We start from the raw sequence: 23,535 nt of genomic DNA on the forward strand, positions 1-23,535 counted from the left end.
TAGTAATCGCTTATTTTGTTGACGAATCACAGTTATGACTCAGTAACATAAGTTCGCGAAGTGCGACTGAGAACTTAGCAAAATCATGGCTTTGTGAAGTTTTAAACTCAGCCAACATTTGCTTCCAGCGTTGCAATAGTAAATCTTGGCTATCCATCCAGTGATCAATTTGACTGTCAACGTCTTTGTCATCACCTGTGAAGTTGTTTAGTACTACTTCTGATAATGTACGTTGTTGCCAATCAAGTTCTTCACGATAAGAAGCACGTGCCAAGGCTTGCCAATGGTTTGCCACTGGTTGATTGGTAATTTGATCTAAGAACCAATGTAGACCCATGCGGGCGCCAAGTTTGAAGTAGGTATTCGACACCATATCAATACTGCGGCCTGAATTCGCAGCTACTTCAGCCAAATCCATTACTGAGAACAGGCTAGATAGCGATACTATACGTGTTGCAAGCTCTGCAGGTACTGCACTATCTATTAGTTTTTCAGCCGCTTTGTTTAAACGTTCACTTTCTTTTTCAACCATATAGCTGGTTAAGTTTGCACTTAAGTCAGCAAACGTTGGTGCGAAGAATGCAATTGTTTGCTCAATATTTTGCGCTTTATTACGGTGACGTAAGAACCAACGTGTTGCACGGCGTACTGTACGACGTAATTGATACAGCATTTCAGTTTGTACTGCAGCTGGGATCTTATTATCCAGCGCCACAATTGCAGACCAGGTGTCACGCATTTGGAACACTTCACTGGCAACTGAGTAACATAATGCAACTTCAGCTTCATTTGCACCTGTTTCTTCATGCATACGCACCATGAAATTAAGGCCCATATCATTAACGATATTGTTAGCAAGTTTAGTTGCAATGATCTCTTTACGCAGTGGGTGATTATCCATTGCTGCGTTGAATTTTTCACGCAGCGGTAATGGGAATGACTTCACTAAAAGCTGACGATAATACGGATTTTCTGTAATTTCGTCTGTCACTAATGACTCTTTCAGTACCATCTTGGCATAAGAAACAAGCACCGATAGCTCTGGGCGAGTGAGGTCTTTACCCGCGGCAGCGCGTTCTGCCAATTCTTCATCACTTGGAATAAATTCAATTGCACGGTTTAACTTGCCTTCTTTTTCAAGCGCATGGATAAAACGTACTTTCTCTTTTAGCGTTGATGAACCTTTAGATTGCGTAATAGACAGCGTATGGGTTTGACGATAACAGTCTTTCAATACTAGTTGTGCTACTTCATCAGTCATTGAGTACAGCAATTCATCACGTTGTTTACGCGTTAAATCACCTGCTGTGACTAAACCATTAAGTAAAATTTTGATATTTACTTCGTTATCAGAACACGCAACACCACCCACATTATCAATAAAGTCAGTGTTTACACGACCACCTTTAGTAGCAAACTCAATACGACCTAGTTGTGTCGCGCCTAAGTTACCACCTTCACCAAATACTTTTGCACCTAACTCGTGGCCATTAATGCGCAGTGCATCATTAGCACGATCACCTACATCAGCATCGCTTTCTTTACTGCTCTTAATGTAAGTTCCGATACCACCATTCCATAATAAATCAAACTCCATCATTAAACTGGCTTTGATCAATTCATTTGGTGTCATGCTGGCTTTTTTAGTGCCCAACATTTTCTTCATTTCTGGCGTTAAAGTGATTGATTTAGCAGCGCGAGAGAATACCCCACCGCCCGCTGAAATTAACTCTTTATTATAATCTTCCCATGAAGAACGTGGTAAATTAAACAAGCGTTCACGCTCTGGGTAAGACGTTGCTGAATCTGGGTTTGGATCAACAAAAATGTGTAAATGGTTAAATGCCACTTGCAGACGAATATGCTTCGATAACAACATACCATTACCGAATACATCCCCTGCCATGTCACCAATTGCAACCACAGTAAAGTCTGTAGTTTGCGTATCAATATCCATTTCACGGAAGTGACGCTTAACAGATTCCCAACCACCTTTCGCAGTAATACCCATTTTCTTATGGTCATAACCCACAGAGCCACCCGATGCAAATGCATCACCTAGCCAGAAGTTATATTCATTCGCGATACCATTGGCAATATCTGAGAACGTCGCCGTGCCCTTATCCGCTGCAACAACTAAGTATGCATCATCTTCATCATGACGTGTCACATCAACAGGTGGCACAATCTCGCCTTGGATGATGTTATCTGTAATGTCTAATAAACCGCGAATAAAGATTTTGTAGCACTCTTGGCCTTCTTTGAAAAACGCATCACGATCCGTAGGCAGTTGTTTACATACAAAGCCACCTTTAGACCCTACCGGGACGATCACCGTGTTCTTAACCTGTTGTGCTTTAACTAAGCCCAATACTTCAGTGCGGAAATCTTCACGACGATCAGACCAACGCAGACCACCACGAGCCACTTTACCACCGCGTAAATGCACACCTTCAACGCGCGGTGAATAAACAAATATCTCAAATGCCGGTAACGGCAATGGCATATCTGGAATTAAACTCGGGTTAACTTTAAATGACACATACGATTTGAACTGGCCAGTGTCATCTTTTTGAAAGTAGTTAGTACGTAACGTAGCAATGATCATATCCACGTACAAACGGATGATACGGTCATCATCTAAGTTAGCAACGTTTTCAAGCTCAAGGTAAATTTGCGCAATTAGCTTATCAAGTGTTTTAACACTTGCTGGACTTTTCACTGAGAATTTTTTAGCGAATAAATTGACAATTTGTGAGCCAATATGAGGGTAGTTCGCTAAGGTGCTTTCGATGTAACTTTGCGAGAAAGTAACCCCAACTTGACGCATATACTTTGCATAAGCACGAAGAATTGATGCTTCACGGCCAGTTAAGCCACCCATTAGCACTAAACGATTAAAACCATCGTTTTCTAAACGATTACTCCATACACTGGTCAGTGCAGCACGAAAACGCGCGGATACTTTATCAAAATCAGCGATCCCTTTACTATCAAGTAACATAGAGAAATCCATGATCCAGTTAACACTGCCATCACTGGTTTTAACTGAATATGGCGTTTCACCAATGACACGTAAGCCAAAGTTTTCAAGCATTGGCATAACATCAGATAGATGAATTGGTACGTCTTTATGGAATAGGCTCAAACGAACAATATTACTGTTTGCTTCTTCTTGCGGACGATAAAACAACATTTCGAGTTTATTATCATCGTTAAGCAATTCAAGCTTTTCAATATCAACAACGGCCGCACTTGGCAATACTTCATCTTTGTATGAACGGGCAAATGCATTGCAGTATTTACGATTAAGTTCATTACCACGCGCTTCACCAGCTGATTCTAATAATGCTGACTGTAGTTTATCTTCCCAAGTACGAGCGGCTTCTACTAAATTATTTTCGATGTCTTTCACGTTATATTCGATATTGTTGTCAGTCACACGCACGGTATAGTGAGTACGCGCTAGTGTTGACTCTGAGAAAAAGGTAGTAAATTCGACTTTATCGTCAGAATTAAATGCGTTTGCTAAGATACATTGCGTTTCGCGGCGTAGTGCTGTGTTATAACGCTCACGTGGTACATAAACCATGCAAGAGAAGAAACGGCCATAAGCATCTTTACGAACAAATAAGCGACACATATCACGTTCTTGTATTTGCAATACACCCATTGCAACTTCAAGTAACTCACTTTCGCGTGCTTGTACTAACTCATCGCGCGGATAAGTCTCAAGAATATTTAATACCGCTTTGTACGCATGTGTGCCTTTGGCAAAATCACACATTTCCATGATGCGATTAATTTTGCTTTTTAATACAGGCACATCAGCGGCACTGTTGTTATAGAAACTTGATGAGAATAAACCGATAAAACGGTCTTCACCAATTACATTACCTTCGTCATCAAAACGTTTAATACCAACATAATCTATGTATGCTGGGCGATGAACTCGTGATAATGAGTTAGTTTTAGTCAAGATCAGTAAGTTATTATTACGCGCTTCTTGGCGTGCAACTTCTGGTAAATCAGATAACAATCGAGAATGTTCTTCGGTTGAATTTTTCATCAAACCTAAACTGCCCTCGATCTTACCTTTGAGTTGATAGTCACCTTGAACAGGTATCAAATCATATTGACGATAACCCATTAAAGTAAAATTATCTTTCGCTAACCAATCTAAAAATTCAACTGTTTCAGCCACTTCACTGGCATTGTTGTTGTGGTGACGCTTAGGTAACTCTTTGGTGACCGCAACTAACTTTTTACGGATCGGCTGCCAATCTTCTACCGCAGTAGAGACATCGTTGAGCACTGACTCAAGTTCTTTTTTGAACGAGTCGATCACTGAAGAATCTGTTTGACGATCGATTTCGATAAAAAATACCGTTTTTGTCGAGCTGGATTCTTGTTCCGCTTTTAAATTAGAAACGGCTGAAATCTTCCCGTTCTTATCGCGTTGAATTTTAAGTGGGCTATGCAGTAGCAAGTGAGAGGCGATATTTTCACGGGTCATCGCCATACGCACCGAATCAACTAGAAATGGCATATCTTTAGTGATAATTTCTACGATTGTATGCGATGACTGCCAGCCATCTTTTGCTACTTCAGGATTGAAAACACGGATAACCGCGTCATCAGAGGTATTTTTTTCTAGCGAGTTCCATAGGCTAAGTGCAGCGCCATATAAGTCACTATCATTGCGATGTGCCAAATCTTCTTTAGACATATTGCTGTACAAGGATTTGGCGAATTTCTCAACGAGTAACACATTATCAGCGTGAACTTTTTTCTGGATCAGCTTACAGACATTATCTAAGATAACCGAGGCTTGCCCTTCATTTCGTGTCATTACATGTTCCTTAAATCTATACCACCGACTTAGGTGGAAAATTTGTACAGCAATTTATTGTGTGGAGTCAGGCAAATTCTAACCCTTTTAAAATTAATAAACAGCCCTTTCGATGAAAACATTTTAAGCATTTCAGCTATTTGGTCATCTATTCACAAATTATAGATATAAATGGCCAATACAGGCCATTTAGGAGCAAAATTATTCACATTATTTTTTCTGGTCAGTCCAGAGTAAACTGCCGATTGCCGGTAAAAGTAACACCGCACCGAGCATATTGACCAAAAACATGAAGGTTAACAATATCCCCATGTCTACTTGAAACTTCAGATCAGAGAAAATCCAAGTACTGACACCGATGGCCAAGGTAATTCCGGTGAATAATACCGCACTGCCACGTTCAATTAGCGCATTTCGATACGCAACAGGTAATGCCACACCTTGCTTTAGTTGCCCCATCATAGATGACAAAATATAAATTCCGTAATCAACACCAATTCCCACCCCTAATGCAATAACAGGCAAGGTTGAAACTGTTAGCCCTATTTCAAGCTGCACCATCAAAGCCTGAGCCAACGTGGACACTATGTATAGAGGTAGCACGACAGCAATGGTTGCTTTTACGCTCTTAAAGCTAATTAAGCATAAAATAATCACCGCCCCATAGACATAAAGCATCATTGGCAATTGCGCCGCTGAGACTGACTCATTGGTTGCAGCCATTACGCCTACAGGTCCTGATGCCAACTTAAAGTGTAATGTGTCGGTTTGCTCTTCGATAGCAAATTGCTTAACACTTGCAATGATATGCTCAATGGTTTGCGCTTTATGATCGTCTAAAAAGATGATCACTGGCATGACTGAACAATCACCATTGAGTAACCCGGTACTGGTTTCAACTCTTGCCGTTGACTGCACTAAACTTGCGGTATTACGTGGCAAGCTTTGCCATTTCAAATTACCTTCGTTGTAGCCTGCATTTACTGATTGCGCAACTGAGCTTAGCGTTACAGCAGACTGCACTCCGGCAAGGTTTTCAACTTTATATTGAAAGCGGCTGATCCGCTCCATTACATCGTGCTCTGTACAAGCTGCTGGATACGCTTCTACAATCACTTTAAGAATATCCGAAGAAATGGTGTATTTGTCCGATATTAAAAATGTATCTTGGTTATAACGCGCATCTTGATGCAATGACGGTGCACCCGCGTGTAAATCTCCAATATGCATTTTTCCTGCTTGCCAATAGCCCAAAGCAAATAGCACTAGAGTACTGGCTATAATGACTTTAGCCCATTTAGGATCGGTGGTTTTCACTAATAAGTCACGCAAAGTATCAAGCATATTTGGCTTGTCACTATTTCCTGATTGGATATGCACTGTGCTGTCAAAATGCATATAAGATGCCCACACAGGTAATAACACTAAGTTAGTGAAAATAATAACCGCGACACCTAAACTTGCTGTAATAGCCAACTCACGAATTATACCAATATCAATTGTCAGTAAGGTTAAAAAGCCAACGGTGTCAGATAACAATGCAATGCCACCTGGGATCAATAGCGCTCTAAAACTTGCCTGACAACAAAGACGGGTATCACTGTCTTGCTCTGCAACTTTTTTCCCAATCGCATTGATCATTTGTACACCATGGCTTACACCAATCGCAAACACTAAAAATGGCACTAAAATTGACATCGGATCTAAGCCAAATCCTAGGCTCGATAATAATCCTAACTGCCAAACCACGGCGATAATAGAACAAGTAATTGGCAAAATAGTCAGCTTTAAACTGCCACAAAATAACCACACCATCACGAAGGTAAACGCAATTGCGATAGCAAAAAATAACACGACGCCCTTCGCGCCTTCAGCAATATCACCAGCCATCTTGGCAAAACCAATGATATGGATGCTGACTTTATCCGTACTTAATGGCTCTCTAATTTCACTTTCTAGTTTTTGAGCAAACGCTAAGGTATCCAGTTTGTCTTGGGTTTGTGGATCCGTTTCCATTAACTGCGCTGTTACCATGGCGCATGAATAATCGGATGCTATCATGCGACCAACTACTTTGGCCTTTTCAATATTTTCTTTTACAACCGCTAAACCACGTTTGTCTGCTGTAAAATTAGCTGGGATAATTGGTCCGCCGGCAAACCCATCTTCAACGACTTCGACAAAACGTGCGCTTGGGGCAAAAATTGAATTCACTAAGGGCCGGTTTACTCCAGGTATAAAATACAGCTGATCGTGGACCGCTTTTAATTGTGTAAAAAATTCAGGATTAAAAATATCGCCGCTATCATCACATACGGAGATTAAAATACTATTTGCCCCACCAAATTGTTTTTCATGCTTTAAATACACTTTCATGTAATCATGATTAAGTGGAATATTTTTATTAAATGAGGCATCTAGTTGGATTTGCGTGGCTTTAAACCCTAAAAAACACGTAATTACAATAAAGCTCATTACCATCAATAATCGATGACGAAAAACAGCTTTTTCTAAGAATTCTACGATTGCATGCATTATTCAGCCATCTCCTTCACTTTAATGCCATTTTCTGAAGCCATAACCAACTGATTATCAAAAATAACCGCATCTAAAATAGCTTTACCATCGGGTAACTGCTCAACTGTTAATTGATTATTTATGTAATGAAAAATCACCCCGCTATTAGCAAGTAACAGCCAATGGTTTTCACCTGCTTTAATAATACTGTTTACTGTGGCTGTTTTATCATTGTTTATTGGTCGCCACTGCTGTTCTTGTTGACGGCTGAAAATATTGCCGCGTAATCCCGCTACAACTTCCTCGCCATGATCGTCACTGGCGTATGCAAAGAAAGAGCCCATATAAATTTCTTCATCACGTTGCCAGCTTTTGCCATTATCTGTACTGTGAGCAAGTAACCCCATTTCACCAACCAGCATAAGTTTATTACCCGTTGCAACAATACGATTGAAGTGCGGCAGTATTGAGGCTGTTTCAGCTTCATAGGCTTCAGGATCAGAATCTTTTAAATCATTTAAGTATTCTTGGTCTTCTGCAAATAGCAATGAATCTAAAAAGCGTTTTTGCCAGTTTTCTCCACCATCTGTGGTTTCATAAAACATACCATAAGCACCAACGGCAAAACCGTGTTGCTCAGTAATAAATAAGATGTCTAAGCAGGGTTTATCCAATTGTGTATTTACTTGTTGTAATTGCCAATTCGCCCCACCGTCCGTTGTGTTAATGATTGTTGCATCATGGCCACACGCCCAACCGCGCTCACTACCATTAAAGGTGACCGCTGTTAATAACACTTGGCTTGGCACAGCAGCTTGTTGCCAGTCTTTTGCATCAACACTTGTAATTATAGTGCCGTGCTTCCCTACAGCGACCAATTGCTTTCCTGTAAATTCAATATCAGTCAACAACGTTTTATCTGCTTTTGTTGCAGTAATAGCCGCAAGCGGTTCAGACGCTATTGATTGTGTTGAAAGGCTTGCAGTAATAGCAAGGCCTGCATAAAGCATGTACTTCATATTTTTAAATCGCCTTGAAAGAGTGTGTTTGTCGGTATATAACGAGCAATCGGGGGACCCCATACGTGTCAGAATGACAAACGCGATTTGGAACAAAAAAGCACCTGGCTTAGGCCAGGTGCTTGAATGAATTAACGACCTTCGCGGCGCAGTGCGCTCGAGGTAAATTCATTATCGTTAAACGATTGTGAAAAATCGTACATTTTCTCTTGGTTATCTAAACCGATTGCAAGGTAGCGGCGTGAATTCAAATCATGATACACATCGAGCGTACTCCAATTAGTCAACGCATCGTAGTAGTTGATCGTATGCGCCATCGCAACTCGATACATTTGATCACGGTTATCATAGATATCTGTTACTTGAACTTGCCAGCTATCTTCATCTATATAAAACACGCGCTTTTTATAGATATGACGAGTATCGCCTTTTAGGTTCGCTTCAACGACCCAAACACGGTGCTTTTCATAACGCACATGCTCAGGATTAATGTGCCCCGCCATTAAAATATCATCATATTCAAGCTTGTCGCTATGCAATTTGTAGCTATTGTAAGGAACATAAAGCTCTTGCTTACCCTTTAGTGTCCACGTATAGCGATTTGGTGAACCATTGAACATATCAAAATCATCTGTGGTACGAAGGCTATCAGCCGCAGTTCCAGGTGCATCATAGGCTACGTTAGGGGCACGGCGAACACGACGCTGACCGGTATTGTAAGTCCATGCTTGGCGAGGGGTAAGTATTTGGTCCATCGTCTCATGAACTAATAACGCCGTTCCTGCAAGTCGTGCAGGCTCTGTCACTTTTTGTTTAAATTTAAATAAAATATTTGACTCTTGCAGCTCCGATGGAGTCGCTTTTGGGTCTGAATATTTAACTAACAATTGCTCATCAAAGCCAACCATGTTGTATGAGCCTGACGCCGTCGGTGCAGCTTGGCCACCAAAACGTTCAATCGAGAGACCACGATAACGTAATAAGTGATTCCAAATCGCTTCTAAGCCATTTTTAGGAATTGGAAAAGGAATACCAATGGCGGTATTTTTTATGCCGTTCCCTTCTTCAATCAACTCTGCGGTAGGTGCATATTGCTTCGTTGCATCATAAACAAACTGCGGATTAGAAGCGCTACGATGGGTTGTATAGATATTCATTTTAAAGGTATCTGGGTACGCTTCAAAAAGTGCAACTTGGCCTGGGCTTAAGTTAGCCTTGTATTTATCAACATTTGATTTATCAATGGTGAAAAGTACTTTGTCATTGGCATATGGGTCTGGGTGATGCATACCTGGCGTATACCCTGCAGGTGGAGTGGTAATACCACCCGTCCAAGCTGGAATCGAGCCATCTGCATTGGCTGCTTTTTCAGCACCTACTGGTGTTAAATCCGCACCTAAACGTGCTACTTCTTCGCTAGTCATTTTAGCAACTACAGCCGTTGTAGAAAACAAACTACATAGCGTTAGTGCAATGAGGGTAGGTTTTTTTATCATGATGATACCCTTAAATTGAATATTTAATATTAAAAGAAACAAAATCGCGGTCAGAGAATGTATTAGTTTGACCACCACCCCAGAATGAGTTGTAGCTAAAGTCAAACGACCACGCGTTTTGGTAATTAAAGTTTGCTGTAACACCTAGTGATTTACGGTCTTCAATAAATAAGAACATTGGATCAGGTGTAATACCATTTACATCGTGAGAAAAAACAAATCGAGGTGAAAAGTTAACCCCCTTAAAGAAGTTAAAATAATCACCTTTAGCAATTAAGCGGTAACCCCATGCTGATGCGCTCGGGAAAGGGTTCGTTTCAGGCCCATTTGATAAACCAAGATGCAGCGTTGAATAATCATCAGTGCCAGGACCTGTGATAACACCACTGCGACCAGTACCTGAGACATTTAAACGTAACTCGTCGTACTCTGGCATATCATTAATACGCACCCCCCAACTTCACCGACCACAGCCCAACTATCTGCACCAAGTGATGGTCCAAATAAATGTGTAGCAGTAAACTGTAGTTGTGCAGTATTACGTTCAATATAACCTTGTGCTGTTTCGCCAGGTCCTACAACGCTAATTGCATCGCCTTGGCTCATTTGCGAAATACCCGCAAAATCAGGACGAATACCTGCAACAGCTAACTGCTCAGGCATACCTGCATAAAGTAGTTCAACGTCATCAATTTGCAGAGGCTCGTCTTCACGAAATGCAAACTCCCCCGCAAACGCCGTCTCACCAATTGAAGTATTAAAGCTAACACCATAGAGCTTAATATCTTCAGGGTAGACTAACTTACCTTGTGTAAATGCGTTCAGTTGAGTGATATTGTCTTCAGTGATCTGTGTATCCGGCGAGAGGATCATCGCCAAATCTTTAGCAATCGCTTCATTTGTAAAGTTAGATACTTGACCTGAAATAAGTGGACGACGACTATGATAGTTAATGTGGTATAACGCCACTTCAGTATCATTTAATTCAGGTAAAAACATCCCTAAACGTAAACCGTATTGGCCGCCATTTTTTGGCTCACTCTTACCTGCATCTCCCTTACCTTTAAGTGCTACTTTAGTTGGGTAAGCTAAATACATATTAGCAAGTAATGCTTGACCTTCAGCACTGGTTGGGTCGATACCTTGTGCAGCAGCTGCAGCACCAAACGATGCTTGTAAATTATTTAAGCTCTGTGTTAAAAACGCCAGATCAATATCTGGGTTAGACGTGAAGCCAAGCTGAATGTTTTGCTGATAACCGTTTTCAGATGCAAAGTCATTGGTCGAAAAATAACTCCCCGCTGCTGGTAGTCGTGTTTCATGCCAATCATACTGATAAAACGCTTCAAGGTTGATGTTGTCGGTAATACCTAATGATGCCCATAGCATGCCCACAGGAATAAAGGCTTCTTTTAGCTCAGCACCAGGCGCTTTTAAACGGTCTATATCAACAGGGTTAACATTGATACCGTGTGAAATAAGCGTACTTTCACCCCAGTTGACAACTTGCTGACCTAACCGCACTGATAATGGATTTTTACCATCATTTAAATCAAAATCTGCCCATACAAAGGCATCGAGTAAGCGAATGTCCGCGCACACTTGCTCTTTAGTATCTGGATCATCACATGGGTCAACGCCACCACCTGATACAGGGTTAACATAAGCCCGATCGCCATCCATTAACTCAAAATCATAAAAATACATAAAGCGAGTAAACAAGCCATAGTTATCTTTATTGATCGATAAATCGTGTGTGCCTTTTAATAGTTTCGAAAAGGATTCGCCACTGTCAAAATTTAAATCCCCAGCATCACCATTATTTGAGTAGGCGCCAGGCTGTGCCCACACATCTTGTGCTGTGTATATTGGATTAAGGGATGGATCATAGCCTGTCCAATTAAAAGCAGGATTATTACTTTTACCAATCAAAGAAAAGTCGCGGTCTTCTACGCGGATACTTTGACCATAGGAAAAGTTTGAATCAAATGTTACATCAAAGCCACCAACTTCAAAGTTAGCAGCGTGTGACGCACCTGTTGATAAACCTAATGTTGCAGCAGCTAGGCCTAAAAATATTTTGTTTTTAACAAAAAGCGATCTTCTTATCATTGTGTGTTCCCCCTGTCGCGGGTAATTTTGTGATCAAGTTATTGTTTTTAGTGTAGTCGTAACGATAGAAGCGAAATAAAGAAATTACAAATAGAACGCGTTCAATCAGTCATAATTTTTCTGTTTAGTTGGCGTTTACGTAATGGTAAGACGTCCTACCAGATAATTTATACACGTAAATTAACAATAGGACAAATTGAATTAACAAAAAAAACAATATTATAAGAAAATACTGTTCTAACCTATTCGCTCCAAGCGTAAGAATTTGTGTTCAGGTGTAAGTAAAAGTCGAAAGCGTCCTCTCACTCCTAACGAAGAAATAAAAGGACGTAAATGGCTTGCGGCAAAACGAACTTTCTTGCCGCCATCTTCAATTACTTGTACCGACGTGTACTTGCCTTCGTAATAATCCATACATTGTTTGTAGGTAAGATTAAGTAGAAAATAATATTCAACCATAATTTATTGCAATGCTTTATCAACTTTTTCAAATAAATCATCGCTTAAATTGTCCAGCTCTGCAAGACGCTGTAACTGGGCTTTCATCGCCATCGAGCGTACTTCGTCATAACGACGCCACGACATAAATGGTGTAAGCATGCGTGATGCATTTTGCGGATTAATAGCGTTTAATTTGACTAACAAGTCCCCTAATAACTGATAACCTGCACCATCTTTACGATGGAATTGCGCTGTATTAAAGTGACTAAAACTCCCCACTAATGCCCTTACGCGATTTGGGTTAGAAAAATCAAAACAAGGATGTTCATAGAGCTTATTGATATTAACAATTGCGTTATCGCCACCTTGCATTGCTTGTAATGCAAACCATTTGTCCATCACTAACACATCATGACGCCATTGGCTGTCAAATTGATTTAATAATTCAACAGATAAAGGACTGTCGGCCTTAACAACAGCACTCAGGGCTGCCAATACGTTGGTCATATTATGAGAGTTCGCGGCATCGCAAAGTAGTTGCGCATGCTCAGGTTCATCAATTTTTGCTAAATAATGTAAACATATTCCTTTTAATGCACGTACTGCAACGGCATCGGCGCTAACAGAACCATCATCAACCAAGCTTTGATAACATGCGATAAACTCGCACTGCAATTGTTTCGCTATTTGCAGTTCAAATTGCTGGGTGATAGCAACAATTTCATCGACCGGGATCACTGCAAATTCTGCGGCTAAAGTGTCAAAACTAGGTAATTTTAACAGCTCAGCGATCAACGCTAAATCACCCTTTCTCTCAATAACTAAGCTACGTAACGCGTTTATAACTTCCTTGGCAAGTGAATGCTCTCTAGGGTTTTCTATCGCGGCTTTCACAGCATTAATAAGCAGTTGTTGCTGCGCATCCCAACGCGAAAAATCACTACGAGCAAAACGCATTATATGTAATAAATCAGCCTCAGTTGTGTGTTGCTCGACAATACATGGCGCTGAAAAATCTTCTAATAACACTGCCACAGGCTTTGTTGCTAAACCATCAAAACTAAAGCGCTGATACGTGTTGGTTACATCTAGAACATGGTCAATAGGTTTACCTGCAAAGCTCAATGGTACAGGTTGGCCCTGCCTATCAAGTAACTCAATAGCAAATGGTATATGTAACGGCGCATTATCCGGTTGATTAACTGGCGCGAGTTGCTCAATACTCAATGTAAAGATACCCTCCTCAGTATTATATTCTTGCTCAACAATCAGACGTGGTGTCCCAGCTTGACTATACCAACGTTTAAACTGAGTTAAATCAATACCAGAGGCATCACTCATGGCTGCAACAAAGTCATCGCAAGTAACAGCTTGCCCATCATGACGTTGAAAATAAAGAGCCATACCAAGTTGAAATTTTTCTTCACCCAACAATGTATGCATCATACGAATAACTTCAGCACCTTTATCGTACACTGTCACCGTGTAGAAATTATTCATTTCTATCACTTGTTCAGGACGAATCGGGTGCGCCATAGGACCTGCATCTTCACTGAACTGATGGGTACGCATCACTTTTACTGCATCAATACGGTTAAGTGCTCGTGAACCTAGATCACTGCTGAATTCTTGATCACGAAAAACCGTTAGGCCTTCTTTTAATGATAGCTGAAACCAGTCGCGGCAAGTAACTCGGTTGCCTGTCCAATTATGAAAATACTCATGTCCGACGATTGACTCTATAGTATGATAATCTTTATCAGTCGCGGTCTCTTGATTCGCTAGTACGCACTTAGAATTAAAGATGTTCAATCCTTTATTTTCCATCGCGCCCATATTGAAAAAATCCACGGCAACAATCATGTAGATATCTAAATCATACTCGAGGTTAAAACGTTGCTCATCCCACTGCATTGATTTTTTAAGTGAGGTCATGGCATGGGGGGTTTTCGCTAAGTTACCTTTATCAACAAACAACGCTAATTCAATATTACGTCCACTTTTTGTGACAAAAGTGTCTTCAAGTACATCAAAATCCCCTGCTACCAGTGCAAATAAGTAACTAGGCTTTTTAAATGGATCTTGCCATTTTGCAAAGTGGCGACCGTCATCTAATTGTCCTTGCGTTAATTTATTACCATTTGACAAAAGGTGACGATAGCTTTGATCTGCGATAATTGTAACATCAAAGCTTGCAAGCACATCAGGGCGATCTAAATAGTAGGTTATTTTTCTAAAGCCTTGTGCTTCACACTGTGTGCAATACGCTCCCCCTGAAAGATATAAACCTTCTAAGGAAGTATTCGTTTTTGGTGAAATATCATTGACGATTGTGACCTGACACTCTGTGGGTAAATTATGGATCACCAGCTGTTCATCTAACAGCGTATAATCACTATAAGCGACGTCGTCTACAGCCACTGAAATTAAAGTTAACTCAATGCCATCCAACGCTAAATCAGCTTCACCAGCTACCGCTTTTTTTAGCGTTATCACACTTGTTACCCGGGTATTTAAGGGAGCCAGATCAAAGGTTAAATCAACATGTTCAATAAAATATGGGGGAGCTTGATAATCTTTAAGATACTGGGCTTGGGGTTTTTTTGTTGCAGTCATGGAGAACTCCAAAAAGGGCTCCCCTTGAGCGGGGAGCAACTAATTTATGCCTGTTGTTTAGGCTTAATACGTAAAATTTTAATACCTAGGTAAGCATACACAACAGCTAATAAAGGGTTGATAAGGTTAAAAAATGCATACAATGCATAATCAAATGGATTAATCAAAAGCACACTTTGCATGTACGCACCGCACGTATTCCATGGGATTAATGGGCTCGTTATCGTACCGCCATCTTCTAGGGTTCGTGATAAATTAACCGGCTTTAACCCCCGCTTTTTATATTCTTCTTTAAACATGCGCCCTGGCACAACAATAGCAATGTACTGATCCGCAGCAATGACATTAGTGCCGATACAAGTTGCGATTGTCGCGCTAATCAACGAACCGGTGCTTTTAGCAATTTTAAGAATGCTTTTTACAAAAATATCAAGTAACCCCGTTTTTTCCATAATGGCACCAAACATCAAGGCAGTCATGATAAGCCAAGTGGTTGTAAGCATACCGGACATACCACCACCACTAAGTAATGAGTTCATTTTTTCATCGCCGGTAGCAATCGTAAAACCATCAAAAAAAGTGGTCCAAATTAACTTAAAATATCCAACAAGCTCTCCTTTCGAGCTATCTATTTGGGAGGCAATTAAGTCTGACTGAAATAGCATAGCCCAAACAGCCCCTATCACCGCTCCAATCGAAATAGCAGGAAAAGCAGGCATTTTTTTAATCGCTAACACTAATAAAACCAATAATGGCACCAACATTTCGAAACCAATATTAAAGTTTTGCTGCAAAATCGCCGTGATCTCATCAATACGTCCAGCTTCACTAGAAGCCGTGGCATTAAACCCCATAAAAACAAAGATTATCAAAGCGATAACAAAGCTAGGCACGGTAGTCCACAGCATGTGGTGAATATGCTCAAATAAGTCAGCGCCCACAACAGCTGGCGCTAAATTTGTTGTCTCAGAGAGTGGGCTCAGCTTATCACCAAAATAAGCACCTGATATTACCGCTCCTGCAGTGACTGTTTGCTCTAAACCAAGTCCAGTGGCCACCCCTAGCAATGCGACACCTATTGTTGCAGCTGTGGTCCAAGAGCTACCTATACTCATTGCAACTATGCCGCAAATTAAACAGCTCGCGGCATAAAACCAGCTAGGGTTGATGACTTGTAAACCATAATAAATTAGCGTCGGCACTGTGCCAGAGAGTAACCAAGTACCAATCAGTGCGCCAACCATCAATAAAATGAGTATAGCCCCTAATGATAACGTGATCCCTTCAATCATTGCTTGTTCAAGTTTTTTCCAACTGTAGCCATTTTTCAGACCAATCAATGCTGCTGTAAATGTTGCAAACAACAATGCAATTTGGTTAGGTCCAGATGATGAACTATCACCAAATAAGTAGACCGCTGCACCGAGTAAACAGATTAGTACAGTAATGGGGATCAAGGCATCAAGAAAGCTGGCCTGTGGAATAGGTTTTTCATCTAATGACTTCAAAATAGAGGCTCCTACGCGTATTTTATATACGCATTTAATTATTATTTTTCGGCACGAACGCGATATTGAGCGTAACTAATGATCTACGTTTAATCGGTTTTTATACCAATCGTGTTGAGTTACTGACCATTTATAGCGACAGATAAATGGCGTGATAACAAGGCATAAATTTTGACATGTAGTTGTTCTACATGAAAAATTTATAACGCAGTTAGCGCTTTATTTAGCCCGCTAGAATGATTAAATATTTAAGTCGATTGGTATTATACCCAAACCAAAAGTTTTAGGCAGTAAAAAAGGCGCAAAAGCGCCTTTTAAATTAATCTAATTAACAAGCCTATTTCTTAGCTACACGACCAAATTTAATGTAGTCCTGCGTAATTAATGCAGCTTCTTCTAAGAATGGGTCTAAATCGTCTAAAACGTCAGGCACATCATCAAGATTTTCCACAGGCTTTTCACCTAAGCGAAGCAGTCTTTCATTAGTACGCACTAACGCACGTGCCTCACCTTCGTCTTTCTCTTTAATGCGCTGGGCTTCAACAAGTGAAATCGTTTTCCGATCTTTTTCTTCTTTATAGCGTGTAATATCCTCAAGCACATAATTAAACTCAGGTTCAGATTTTATGCGTTCATCATGTGCTTTCGTTAAATACGCTATTGCAGCATGTAAGTCATCAACTGAATTATACTTTGCACGCACAATGCTATCCCAAGGTAATGCGTTATCTTCTTGGCTTTCGCCCCACTCTGCAGGATCGATTGCTGATGGGAATGAAATGTCAGGGATCACGCCTTTATGTTGGGTACTACCACCATTAATTCGATAAAACTTTGCAATGGTATACTGCACACTGCCAAGAGGATTATCATATAAATCATAAGCACGGCCTAAACCTTTATGCTGTTGCACTGTGCCCTTACCAAATGTTTGTTCACCAATAACAATGGCTCGCCCATAGTCTTGCATTGCTGCTGCAAAGATCTCAGAGGCAGACGCACTATAGCGATCAACTAATACGGTAAGTGGGCCGTCGTAAAATGTCACACCATCACGATCTTTTTGCTCTTCAATACGATTATTTAGAGTGTGTATTTGCACCACAGGACCTTGGTCGAAAAACAAACCAGATAATTGTGTTGCTTCATATAACGAGCCGCCACCGTTTTGACGTAAGTCAATGATAATGCCATCAACCTTGGCTTCTTTTAACTTAGCAAGTTCAACTTTTACATCTTTAGATAGATTATTGTAAAAACCGGGGATTTCAATTACCCCAATTTTGCTGGTTAAATCAGAGTATTTTGCTTCAAAAACTTCTGATTTTGCGGCACGGTCTTCTAAACGAATTTTATCACGTGTTATTTCCACTACTTTTGGAGCACCGTGATCATCCGCACCTTTTAAGTATTGTAGTCGTACTTTTGTGCCTTTAGGGCCTTTGATTAAATCAACGACATCATCTAGACGCCAGCCAATTACATCAACAAATTCTTCTTTATCTTGCGCGACACCAATGATACGATCATCAGCCTTAATTTGCTCCGACTTATCTGCAGGACCACCTGGGACTAAACTGCGAATGACGGTGTAATCTTCGTCATAGCTTAGTACCGCACCAATCCCTTCAAGCTCAAGATCCATGTCCATCTTAAACTGTTCAGCCCTACGTGGCGATAAATACGATGTATGTGCTTCAATGCTACGTGCAAATGAATTCATGACTATCTGAAATGCATCTTCACTATTAGTTTGCACTAAACGTTTTTGTGCATTGTGATAGCGTTTTGTTAGTACTTTTTTGATCCCGGCCCAATCTTTGCCAGTCATTTTTAAACGTAGTGCGTCATATTTAACACGTTCACGCCAAAGCTCATCCAGTTCGGCTTGTGTTTGTGCCCAATCAACGTCTTCACGATCAAAATAATACTCATCGGCCTCGTCAAACGACATTTCTTTTTCAAGTAAACTCAATGAATACTCATACCGCTCAAAACGACGTTGCATACTCAGATTGAAAATATCGAAGGTAAAGTCGAGTTTGCCGGTAGTCAACGCATTATCAAATTGGTTGCGGTATTGCTCGAATGAAGCAATATCCGCAGCCAAAAAGACGCTTTTATTGAAATCAAGGGATTCGATATAACGGTCATACACTTTACTTGAAAGAGCGTCATCAAAACGAATTGGTTTATAATGTGCACGAGTAAATAAGTTCGTCACCCGTTTGCTAGCCGTACTATGTTGACTTTCTTGCGCAAGGACAGGTAAGTCTTTTACCGTAACAACATCAGCAACATCTGCTGCAAATAATAAGCCCGAATAGAGGGCCGCAACTAACGGAATGAGCGTAAACTTCTGACTCATACACAACTCCTTAATTTAAATACAGCTTTAGATAATGTACAGGCTGTCTGCTTTCGTTTTAACTTGCATGCCCGTTACCAATTCAACATGAACATCATCTTTGTTCACTTCAGTGATAACTGCATTAACAAGGGCTTGGCCAAGCTTAACTTTCACTTTGTTATTAACCTTGACCTCACTTGCTGGTAAAGGTTCAATTTTTCCTGAACGTTTAGCCGGTGCAGCTTTCGCTGGTGCAGAATTAACTTTAGCGTTTTTATCCGCTGATTTGTTAAATTGACCAGGTTTCTTTTTGTAAGATTTTGTGTCTGAATCATTACGTGGGCGCTGAGCTTTTTTACGCTTAGCCATTTTCGCACGGCTTTCTTCAAGGGCTTTTTGAGCATGATCTATATGTTCTTGCTCAACTTTAGCGCCGTGATTACCATCCAAATCAATACGAAACTCAGACTTAGTCACAGCTTCTAAATAACGCCAATTTGACGTGTATTTTCTTAGTGCTTGACGAACCTGCGTTTTGCTTACCTTTTCAGAGCCTTCAATTCGCTCAGCGATATCTTTAAAGATACCAACTTTCAGCGGCTTGATGCCGTCTTTTTGTTTAAAACATTGTGGAAATTCTTGATATAAAAATTCCAGCACTTCATTAATATCTTTTAGCTTGTTTGTGGTTTCCATTTTAGAACCTATGTTTCACATCTTTTCATCAAGGGACGAATCGACGTAGTGTGTTACCCAGTCGACCAACTCTTCAAAGTCGGCTTCAATTACAGCCATATCACCTCGAAGGTGTTCCCAAATACCATTAATTATTTCATCAATTAATTCACATTCCGTATCATCAGGAAGACGATCCCAAGCAATATGAATTAAATCATTGAGCGTTTCCGCTACATGTTCTTCATCTCCTTCCCAGTCACCCACATCAGTGACGGCAAACAGATAATCCTGTACATTGACTAAGTCTTTCATGCAATTGTTGCCTCAAAACACGCTACCAGTGCTTCTAGACCTAGCTTATCATCTGCATCAAACCGAGCAATACTTGGACTGTCTATATCTAACACTGCAAATACTTCACCATTTTTATGGATAGGTATTACGATCTCAGAATTAGACGCAGCATCACAGGCAATATGTCCTGCAAATGCATGTACATCTTCAACAAGTTGAGTTTGTGCAGTTGCAGCAGCAGTGCCACAGACCCCTTTTCCTAGTGGAATACGGATACATGCAGGGTTGCCTTGAAACGGACCAAGCACTAATTCAGTGGGTGAGTCCATTAAGTAAAACCCAGCCCAATTAACATCATCAAGTGACGTAAATAACAATGCGCTGATATTCGCCATATTGGCAATAATATTCGGCTCACCAGTAATTAGCGCTTCAGTTTGTTTAACTAATGACTGGTAAAATTCTTGCTTTTGCATACCAAACTACTTCTTATCAAACATACAGTAGCTAAAGGTACTCTTTGTCGCCAATAATTGAAACCTTTTCAAAGCAAAAAAAAACAATTTGCCCTAAATTTCAGCAAGCTTGGTTAATAATTCTGCTATTGAGGTGATTGTTGTTTTACTGCACCTTGTCTCAAGCCATATAAAAATAGCCCAGCTGCGAGTGCCGACATTGTGGTATTGATCAAAAAGACCATTCCCCCAGTGGCGCTAAGTAAATAGCTAAATATTGCACCACCGAGTAAGCCTAAAGTTAGAACTCCTGAGTAATTCACTTTTGCATACTTATACATTAACAAATAACCAGGCACGACAAATGCCGCCATAGTCAAACCAACAATATGCGCGTTGGCAATGGCACTCATGAGTAAATTGAAGAAAATCGTCATTGGGTCGCCACTTAATGTGAGCGCATAATAAATTCCGAGCGCAGTGCCAATAATCACAGGTGACAGCAAAGATAAACCTACACTTTTCGCAAGCCGATGTTTCATAATACGTCCTTAAAATCTGGCTAAGAGATAAGTGCTAAGGATGCATGATGTTTTACAACATCGAAATAGAGACTATGGTCGTAATTTTCTATAAAAATTGTAGAGATAAAAAAACCCGCTTAATTAAGCGGGTTTTAATATATGGTGGAGAGATAGGGATTTGAACCCTAGAGGGGCTACAAACCCCTGCCGGTTTTCAAGACCGGTGCATTCGGCCACTCTGCCATCTCTCCGAAACTTTTATAAGTCACGAGCAAGAGTGTACTCATAACTATTTTGAATTAGGTGGTGGAGAGATAGGGATTTGAACCCTAGAGGGGCTATAAACCCCTGCCGGTTTTCAAGACCGGTGCATTCGACCACTCTGCCATCTCTCCGCACGGCCTGCATAATAGAGAAGGCAGTGGTCTTTGTGAAGCTTTTTTTTCAAAAAAAAGTTTAAGTGCTTAAAAAACAATTAATTTGCATACTCTTCACACAGGCCAGCTGAATAATTGTACAAACTGGAACTTTTATATTTATTTAATGGTCTATTGAACTACAAACATTTGCCCAAATATACAAGTCTTGATAGTCTAACTCTAGTTAATTATCGGAACTACAACAAGTTTCACTTAAAGGAGCTCTAAAATGGCATTTAATCACTCGTACAATACCGCTAAACCGGTTATGTCGACCATTGAAACAAACAAGGTATTAAAAAATACTTATTTTTTATTGGCTATGACATTAGCATTTAGTGCTGTGACGGCTGGTATTTCAATGGCATTACAACTTCCTTATTTTATGGGATTAGTTTTCACGCTTATTTCTTTTGGCCTATTGTTTGTTGTAAACAAAAAAGCTGACAGTGCATCGGGCGTTGCGTGGGTATTCGCTTTCACTGGTTTAATGGGTGCAGGCCTTGGTCCATTGCTTAACCATTACGCTGCAATGGCTAATGGCCCAATGCTTATTATGCAAGCGTTAGGCTCTACTGCATTAATATTCTTTGGTTTATCTGCTTACGCACTTAATACTAAAAAAGACTTCTCATTCATGGGTGGTTTTTTAACTGTCGGTCTTATCGTTGTGATCATCGCCAGCATCGTCAATATCTTCCTTGGCAGCTCATTAATGTTTATGGTGCTAAATGCAGCTGTTGTATTAATCATGTCGGGGCTTATCTTATTCGATACAAGCCGCATCATTAACGGTGGCGAAACGAACTACATTCGTGCAACTGTTTCTTTATACTTAAGCGTTTATAACTTATTTACTTCATTACTTGCTCTTCTTGGCGCAAATAATGACTAATTAAATAGTTCTGCTAAAATAGCCCCTCTTTAGGGGCTTTTTTATTGGAAAAATTTTGGCACGATTTGTACTTTCTTTGCACAGCGCACCATCCGATCATGACGCCACACAGCGATTAATTAAATTTGCTCATGCTTGTTTAAATCTAGGTCATCAAATTGATGCGCTATTTTTATATCAACACGGGGTGTTTCATGCCAGCGAGCAGTTAAACCTAGCATCTGATGAATTACCAATCAATTCACTCTGGCAACAATTACATAAGCAGGGTGTCAATTTAATGCTGTGTGTAACTGCCGCTGAAAAGCGTGGTTTAGATATAAACAATACGGGTGTCTTTACAGTCGCTGGCCTGGCAGAATTTGCCATGTTAGCAAGTGATGCAGACAAATGGGTGCAATTTAAATGATCAACGTTCTGGTATTAAGTCAACATAGTCCTTTTGATGACTTACATATTCGTGATGCACTTGATATGACCTTAATTTTTGCAGCTGTAGAGCAAAATATTAGTTGGTTATTCACAGGTCCTGCAGTGCTTGCATTAAAAAAACAGCAGCAACCTGAGCATATTGGTTTAAAAAACTATTTTAAAACCATCAAAACATTAGAAATATACGATGTTGAAAATATTTATGTATGTGAAAAATCATTACTTGAATATGGGCTTGAAAAGAGTCACTTACTCATTGAGGTAAAAGCGCTTAATTATCAGCAGCAACACCACCTTATTAGCCAACAACAACAAATAGTGACCCTATGAGTACTTTGCATATATTCTCTAAGCCACTTAGCTATTACAATACTGATCAATTAGTTAATCTTATTCAAGTAACTGATCAGGTGCTTTTGCTAAGTGACGCCTGTTTTGCCATTCGCCAATTTAGGCAACTTTCAACACACTTATTAATACTTGCTGATGATGCGCAATCTCGAGGTATTACTATCTCTGAACCAGATCACTCACTGAATTATGACGACTTTGTCGCATTAACATTAGCAACTTCTCACTCTATTACGTGGTAACACATGCTTGAATTTAATAATAAAATTATCGACACTGATAAACAGGGCTACCTACTTGATCATCTATTATGGAGTGAAGAATTAGCCCCAATTATTGCTGCCCAGGAAAGTATCGAATTAACCAGCCAACATTGGGAAGTGATCCACTTTGTACGTAATTTTTATTTAGAGTACAACACTAGCCCTGCAATAAGAATGTTAGTAAAAGCAATGGCAAAAGCCTTGGGAGAAGATAAAGGCAATAGTATTTACCTTTATAAATTATTTCCCAAAGGACCTGCAAAGCAAGCAACTAAAATCGCCGGTTTGCCAAAACCTGCGCGGTGTATTTAAT

The 23,535-nt window shown here is 40.2% G+C and carries 17 protein-coding genes, 2 tRNA genes and 1 pseudogene; 5 read left to right on the top strand and 15 right to left on the bottom strand.

The features are described from left to right. Nucleotides 1–10: 10 nt before the first annotated feature. From KAN5_RS06465 to KAN5_RS06535, 15 genes and pseudogenes are all read right to left on the bottom strand, one after another. Nucleotides 11–4,852, bottom strand: a complete 4,842-nt coding sequence (locus KAN5_RS06465) for an NAD-glutamate dehydrogenase (protein ID WP_016709623.1) — start codon at nucleotides 4,850–4,852, stop codon at nucleotides 11–13. Nucleotides 4,853–5,062: 210 nt separating this feature from the next. Then, nucleotides 5,063–7,387: an MMPL family transporter gene (locus KAN5_RS06470; RefSeq protein WP_244390774.1), complete on the bottom strand. Its 2,325-nt coding sequence runs from the start codon at nucleotides 7,385–7,387 to the stop codon at nucleotides 5,063–5,065. Beyond that, the gene (locus tag KAN5_RS06475; RefSeq protein WP_016709621.1) at nucleotides 7,387–8,388 is read right to left on the bottom strand and encodes a YCF48-related protein; all 1,002 of its coding nucleotides are present in this window, start codon (nucleotides 8,386–8,388) and stop codon (nucleotides 7,387–7,389) included. Before KAN5_RS06475 ends, KAN5_RS06470 begins: the two co-directional genes overlap by 1 nt. Nucleotides 8,389–8,519: 131 nt before the next feature. After that, on the bottom strand, nucleotides 8,520–9,884 hold the full coding sequence (locus KAN5_RS06480) for a DUF1329 domain-containing protein (protein ID WP_244390775.1): 1,365 nt from the start codon (nucleotides 9,882–9,884) through the stop codon (nucleotides 8,520–8,522). Nucleotides 9,885–9,894: 10 nt separating this feature from the next. Next, nucleotides 9,895–11,996, bottom strand: a pseudogene (locus KAN5_RS06485) (DUF1302 domain-containing protein). A 237-nt stretch (nucleotides 11,997–12,233) separates the two neighbouring features. Continuing rightward, nucleotides 12,234–12,455, bottom strand: a complete 222-nt coding sequence (locus KAN5_RS06490) for a DUF2835 domain-containing protein (RefSeq protein WP_016709618.1) — start codon at nucleotides 12,453–12,455, stop codon at nucleotides 12,234–12,236. Between the two features lie 3 nt (nucleotides 12,456–12,458). Then, nucleotides 12,459–15,053: an aminopeptidase N gene (pepN, locus tag KAN5_RS06495; RefSeq protein WP_138555208.1), complete on the bottom strand. Its 2,595-nt coding sequence runs from the start codon at nucleotides 15,051–15,053 to the stop codon at nucleotides 12,459–12,461. A gap of 44 nt (nucleotides 15,054–15,097) precedes the next feature. Further along, nucleotides 15,098–16,561, bottom strand: coding sequence for a Na+/H+ antiporter NhaC (gene nhaC / locus KAN5_RS06500; RefSeq protein ID WP_016709616.1), 1,464 nt, complete (start codon nucleotides 16,559–16,561; stop codon nucleotides 15,098–15,100). A 337-nt stretch (nucleotides 16,562–16,898) separates the two neighbouring features. Next, nucleotides 16,899–18,929: a carboxy terminal-processing peptidase gene (gene prc, locus KAN5_RS06505; protein ID WP_016709615.1), complete on the bottom strand. Its 2,031-nt coding sequence runs from the start codon at nucleotides 18,927–18,929 to the stop codon at nucleotides 16,899–16,901. Nucleotides 18,930–18,956: 27 nt separating this feature from the next. After that, nucleotides 18,957–19,607, bottom strand: coding sequence for an RNA chaperone ProQ (gene proQ / locus KAN5_RS06510; protein ID WP_016709614.1), 651 nt, complete (start codon nucleotides 19,605–19,607; stop codon nucleotides 18,957–18,959). Nucleotides 19,608–19,622: 15 nt separating this feature from the next. Beyond that, complete coding sequence (locus KAN5_RS06515; RefSeq protein WP_016709613.1) at nucleotides 19,623–19,901, bottom strand: hypothetical protein; 279 nt, start codon at nucleotides 19,899–19,901, stop codon at nucleotides 19,623–19,625. Further along, nucleotides 19,898–20,359, bottom strand: coding sequence for a GAF domain-containing protein (locus tag KAN5_RS06520; protein WP_016709612.1), 462 nt, complete (start codon nucleotides 20,357–20,359; stop codon nucleotides 19,898–19,900). The genes KAN5_RS06515 and KAN5_RS06520 overlap by 4 nt, the downstream gene beginning before the upstream one ends. A 125-nt stretch (nucleotides 20,360–20,484) precedes the next feature. Then, on the bottom strand, nucleotides 20,485–20,880 hold the full coding sequence (locus KAN5_RS06525; protein WP_016709611.1) for a hypothetical protein: 396 nt from the start codon (nucleotides 20,878–20,880) through the stop codon (nucleotides 20,485–20,487). Between the two features lie 142 nt (nucleotides 20,881–21,022). Continuing rightward, nucleotides 21,023–21,113, bottom strand: a tRNA-Ser gene (locus KAN5_RS06530). A gap of 53 nt (nucleotides 21,114–21,166) precedes the next feature. Next, nucleotides 21,167–21,257: transfer RNA gene (locus KAN5_RS06535), tRNA-Ser, on the bottom strand. Nucleotides 21,258–21,510: 253 nt separating this feature from the next. Here KAN5_RS06535 and KAN5_RS06540 point away from each other — a divergent pair. The 5 genes from KAN5_RS06540 to KAN5_RS06560 are packed head-to-tail and all read left to right on the top strand — an operon-like array spanning nucleotide 21,511 to nucleotide 23,534. Then, complete coding sequence (locus tag KAN5_RS06540) at nucleotides 21,511–22,176, top strand: Bax inhibitor-1/YccA family protein (protein WP_016709391.1); 666 nt, start codon at nucleotides 21,511–21,513, stop codon at nucleotides 22,174–22,176. A 55-nt stretch (nucleotides 22,177–22,231) separates the two neighbouring features. Continuing rightward, the gene (gene tusD, locus KAN5_RS06545) at nucleotides 22,232–22,585 is read left to right on the top strand and encodes a sulfurtransferase complex subunit TusD (RefSeq protein ID WP_016709390.1); all 354 of its coding nucleotides are present in this window, start codon (nucleotides 22,232–22,234) and stop codon (nucleotides 22,583–22,585) included. Beyond that, the gene (gene tusC / locus KAN5_RS06550; RefSeq protein WP_016709389.1) at nucleotides 22,582–22,938 is read left to right on the top strand and encodes a sulfurtransferase complex subunit TusC; all 357 of its coding nucleotides are present in this window, start codon (nucleotides 22,582–22,584) and stop codon (nucleotides 22,936–22,938) included. The genes tusD and tusC overlap by 4 nt, the downstream gene beginning before the upstream one ends. Continuing rightward, the gene (locus KAN5_RS06555) at nucleotides 22,935–23,201 is read left to right on the top strand and encodes a DsrH/TusB family sulfur metabolism protein (RefSeq protein ID WP_016709388.1); all 267 of its coding nucleotides are present in this window, start codon (nucleotides 22,935–22,937) and stop codon (nucleotides 23,199–23,201) included. The genes tusC and KAN5_RS06555 overlap by 4 nt, the downstream gene beginning before the upstream one ends. Before the next feature lie 3 nt (nucleotides 23,202–23,204). Continuing rightward, on the top strand, nucleotides 23,205–23,534 hold the full coding sequence (locus KAN5_RS06560) for a TusE/DsrC/DsvC family sulfur relay protein (protein WP_016709387.1): 330 nt from the start codon (nucleotides 23,205–23,207) through the stop codon (nucleotides 23,532–23,534). The last annotated feature ends 1 nt before the right edge of the window (nucleotide 23,535 follow it).

The organism is Pseudoalteromonas sp. KAN5, assembly GCF_022846535.1.
Lineage (GTDB): Bacteria > Pseudomonadota > Gammaproteobacteria > Enterobacterales > Alteromonadaceae > Pseudoalteromonas > Pseudoalteromonas haloplanktis.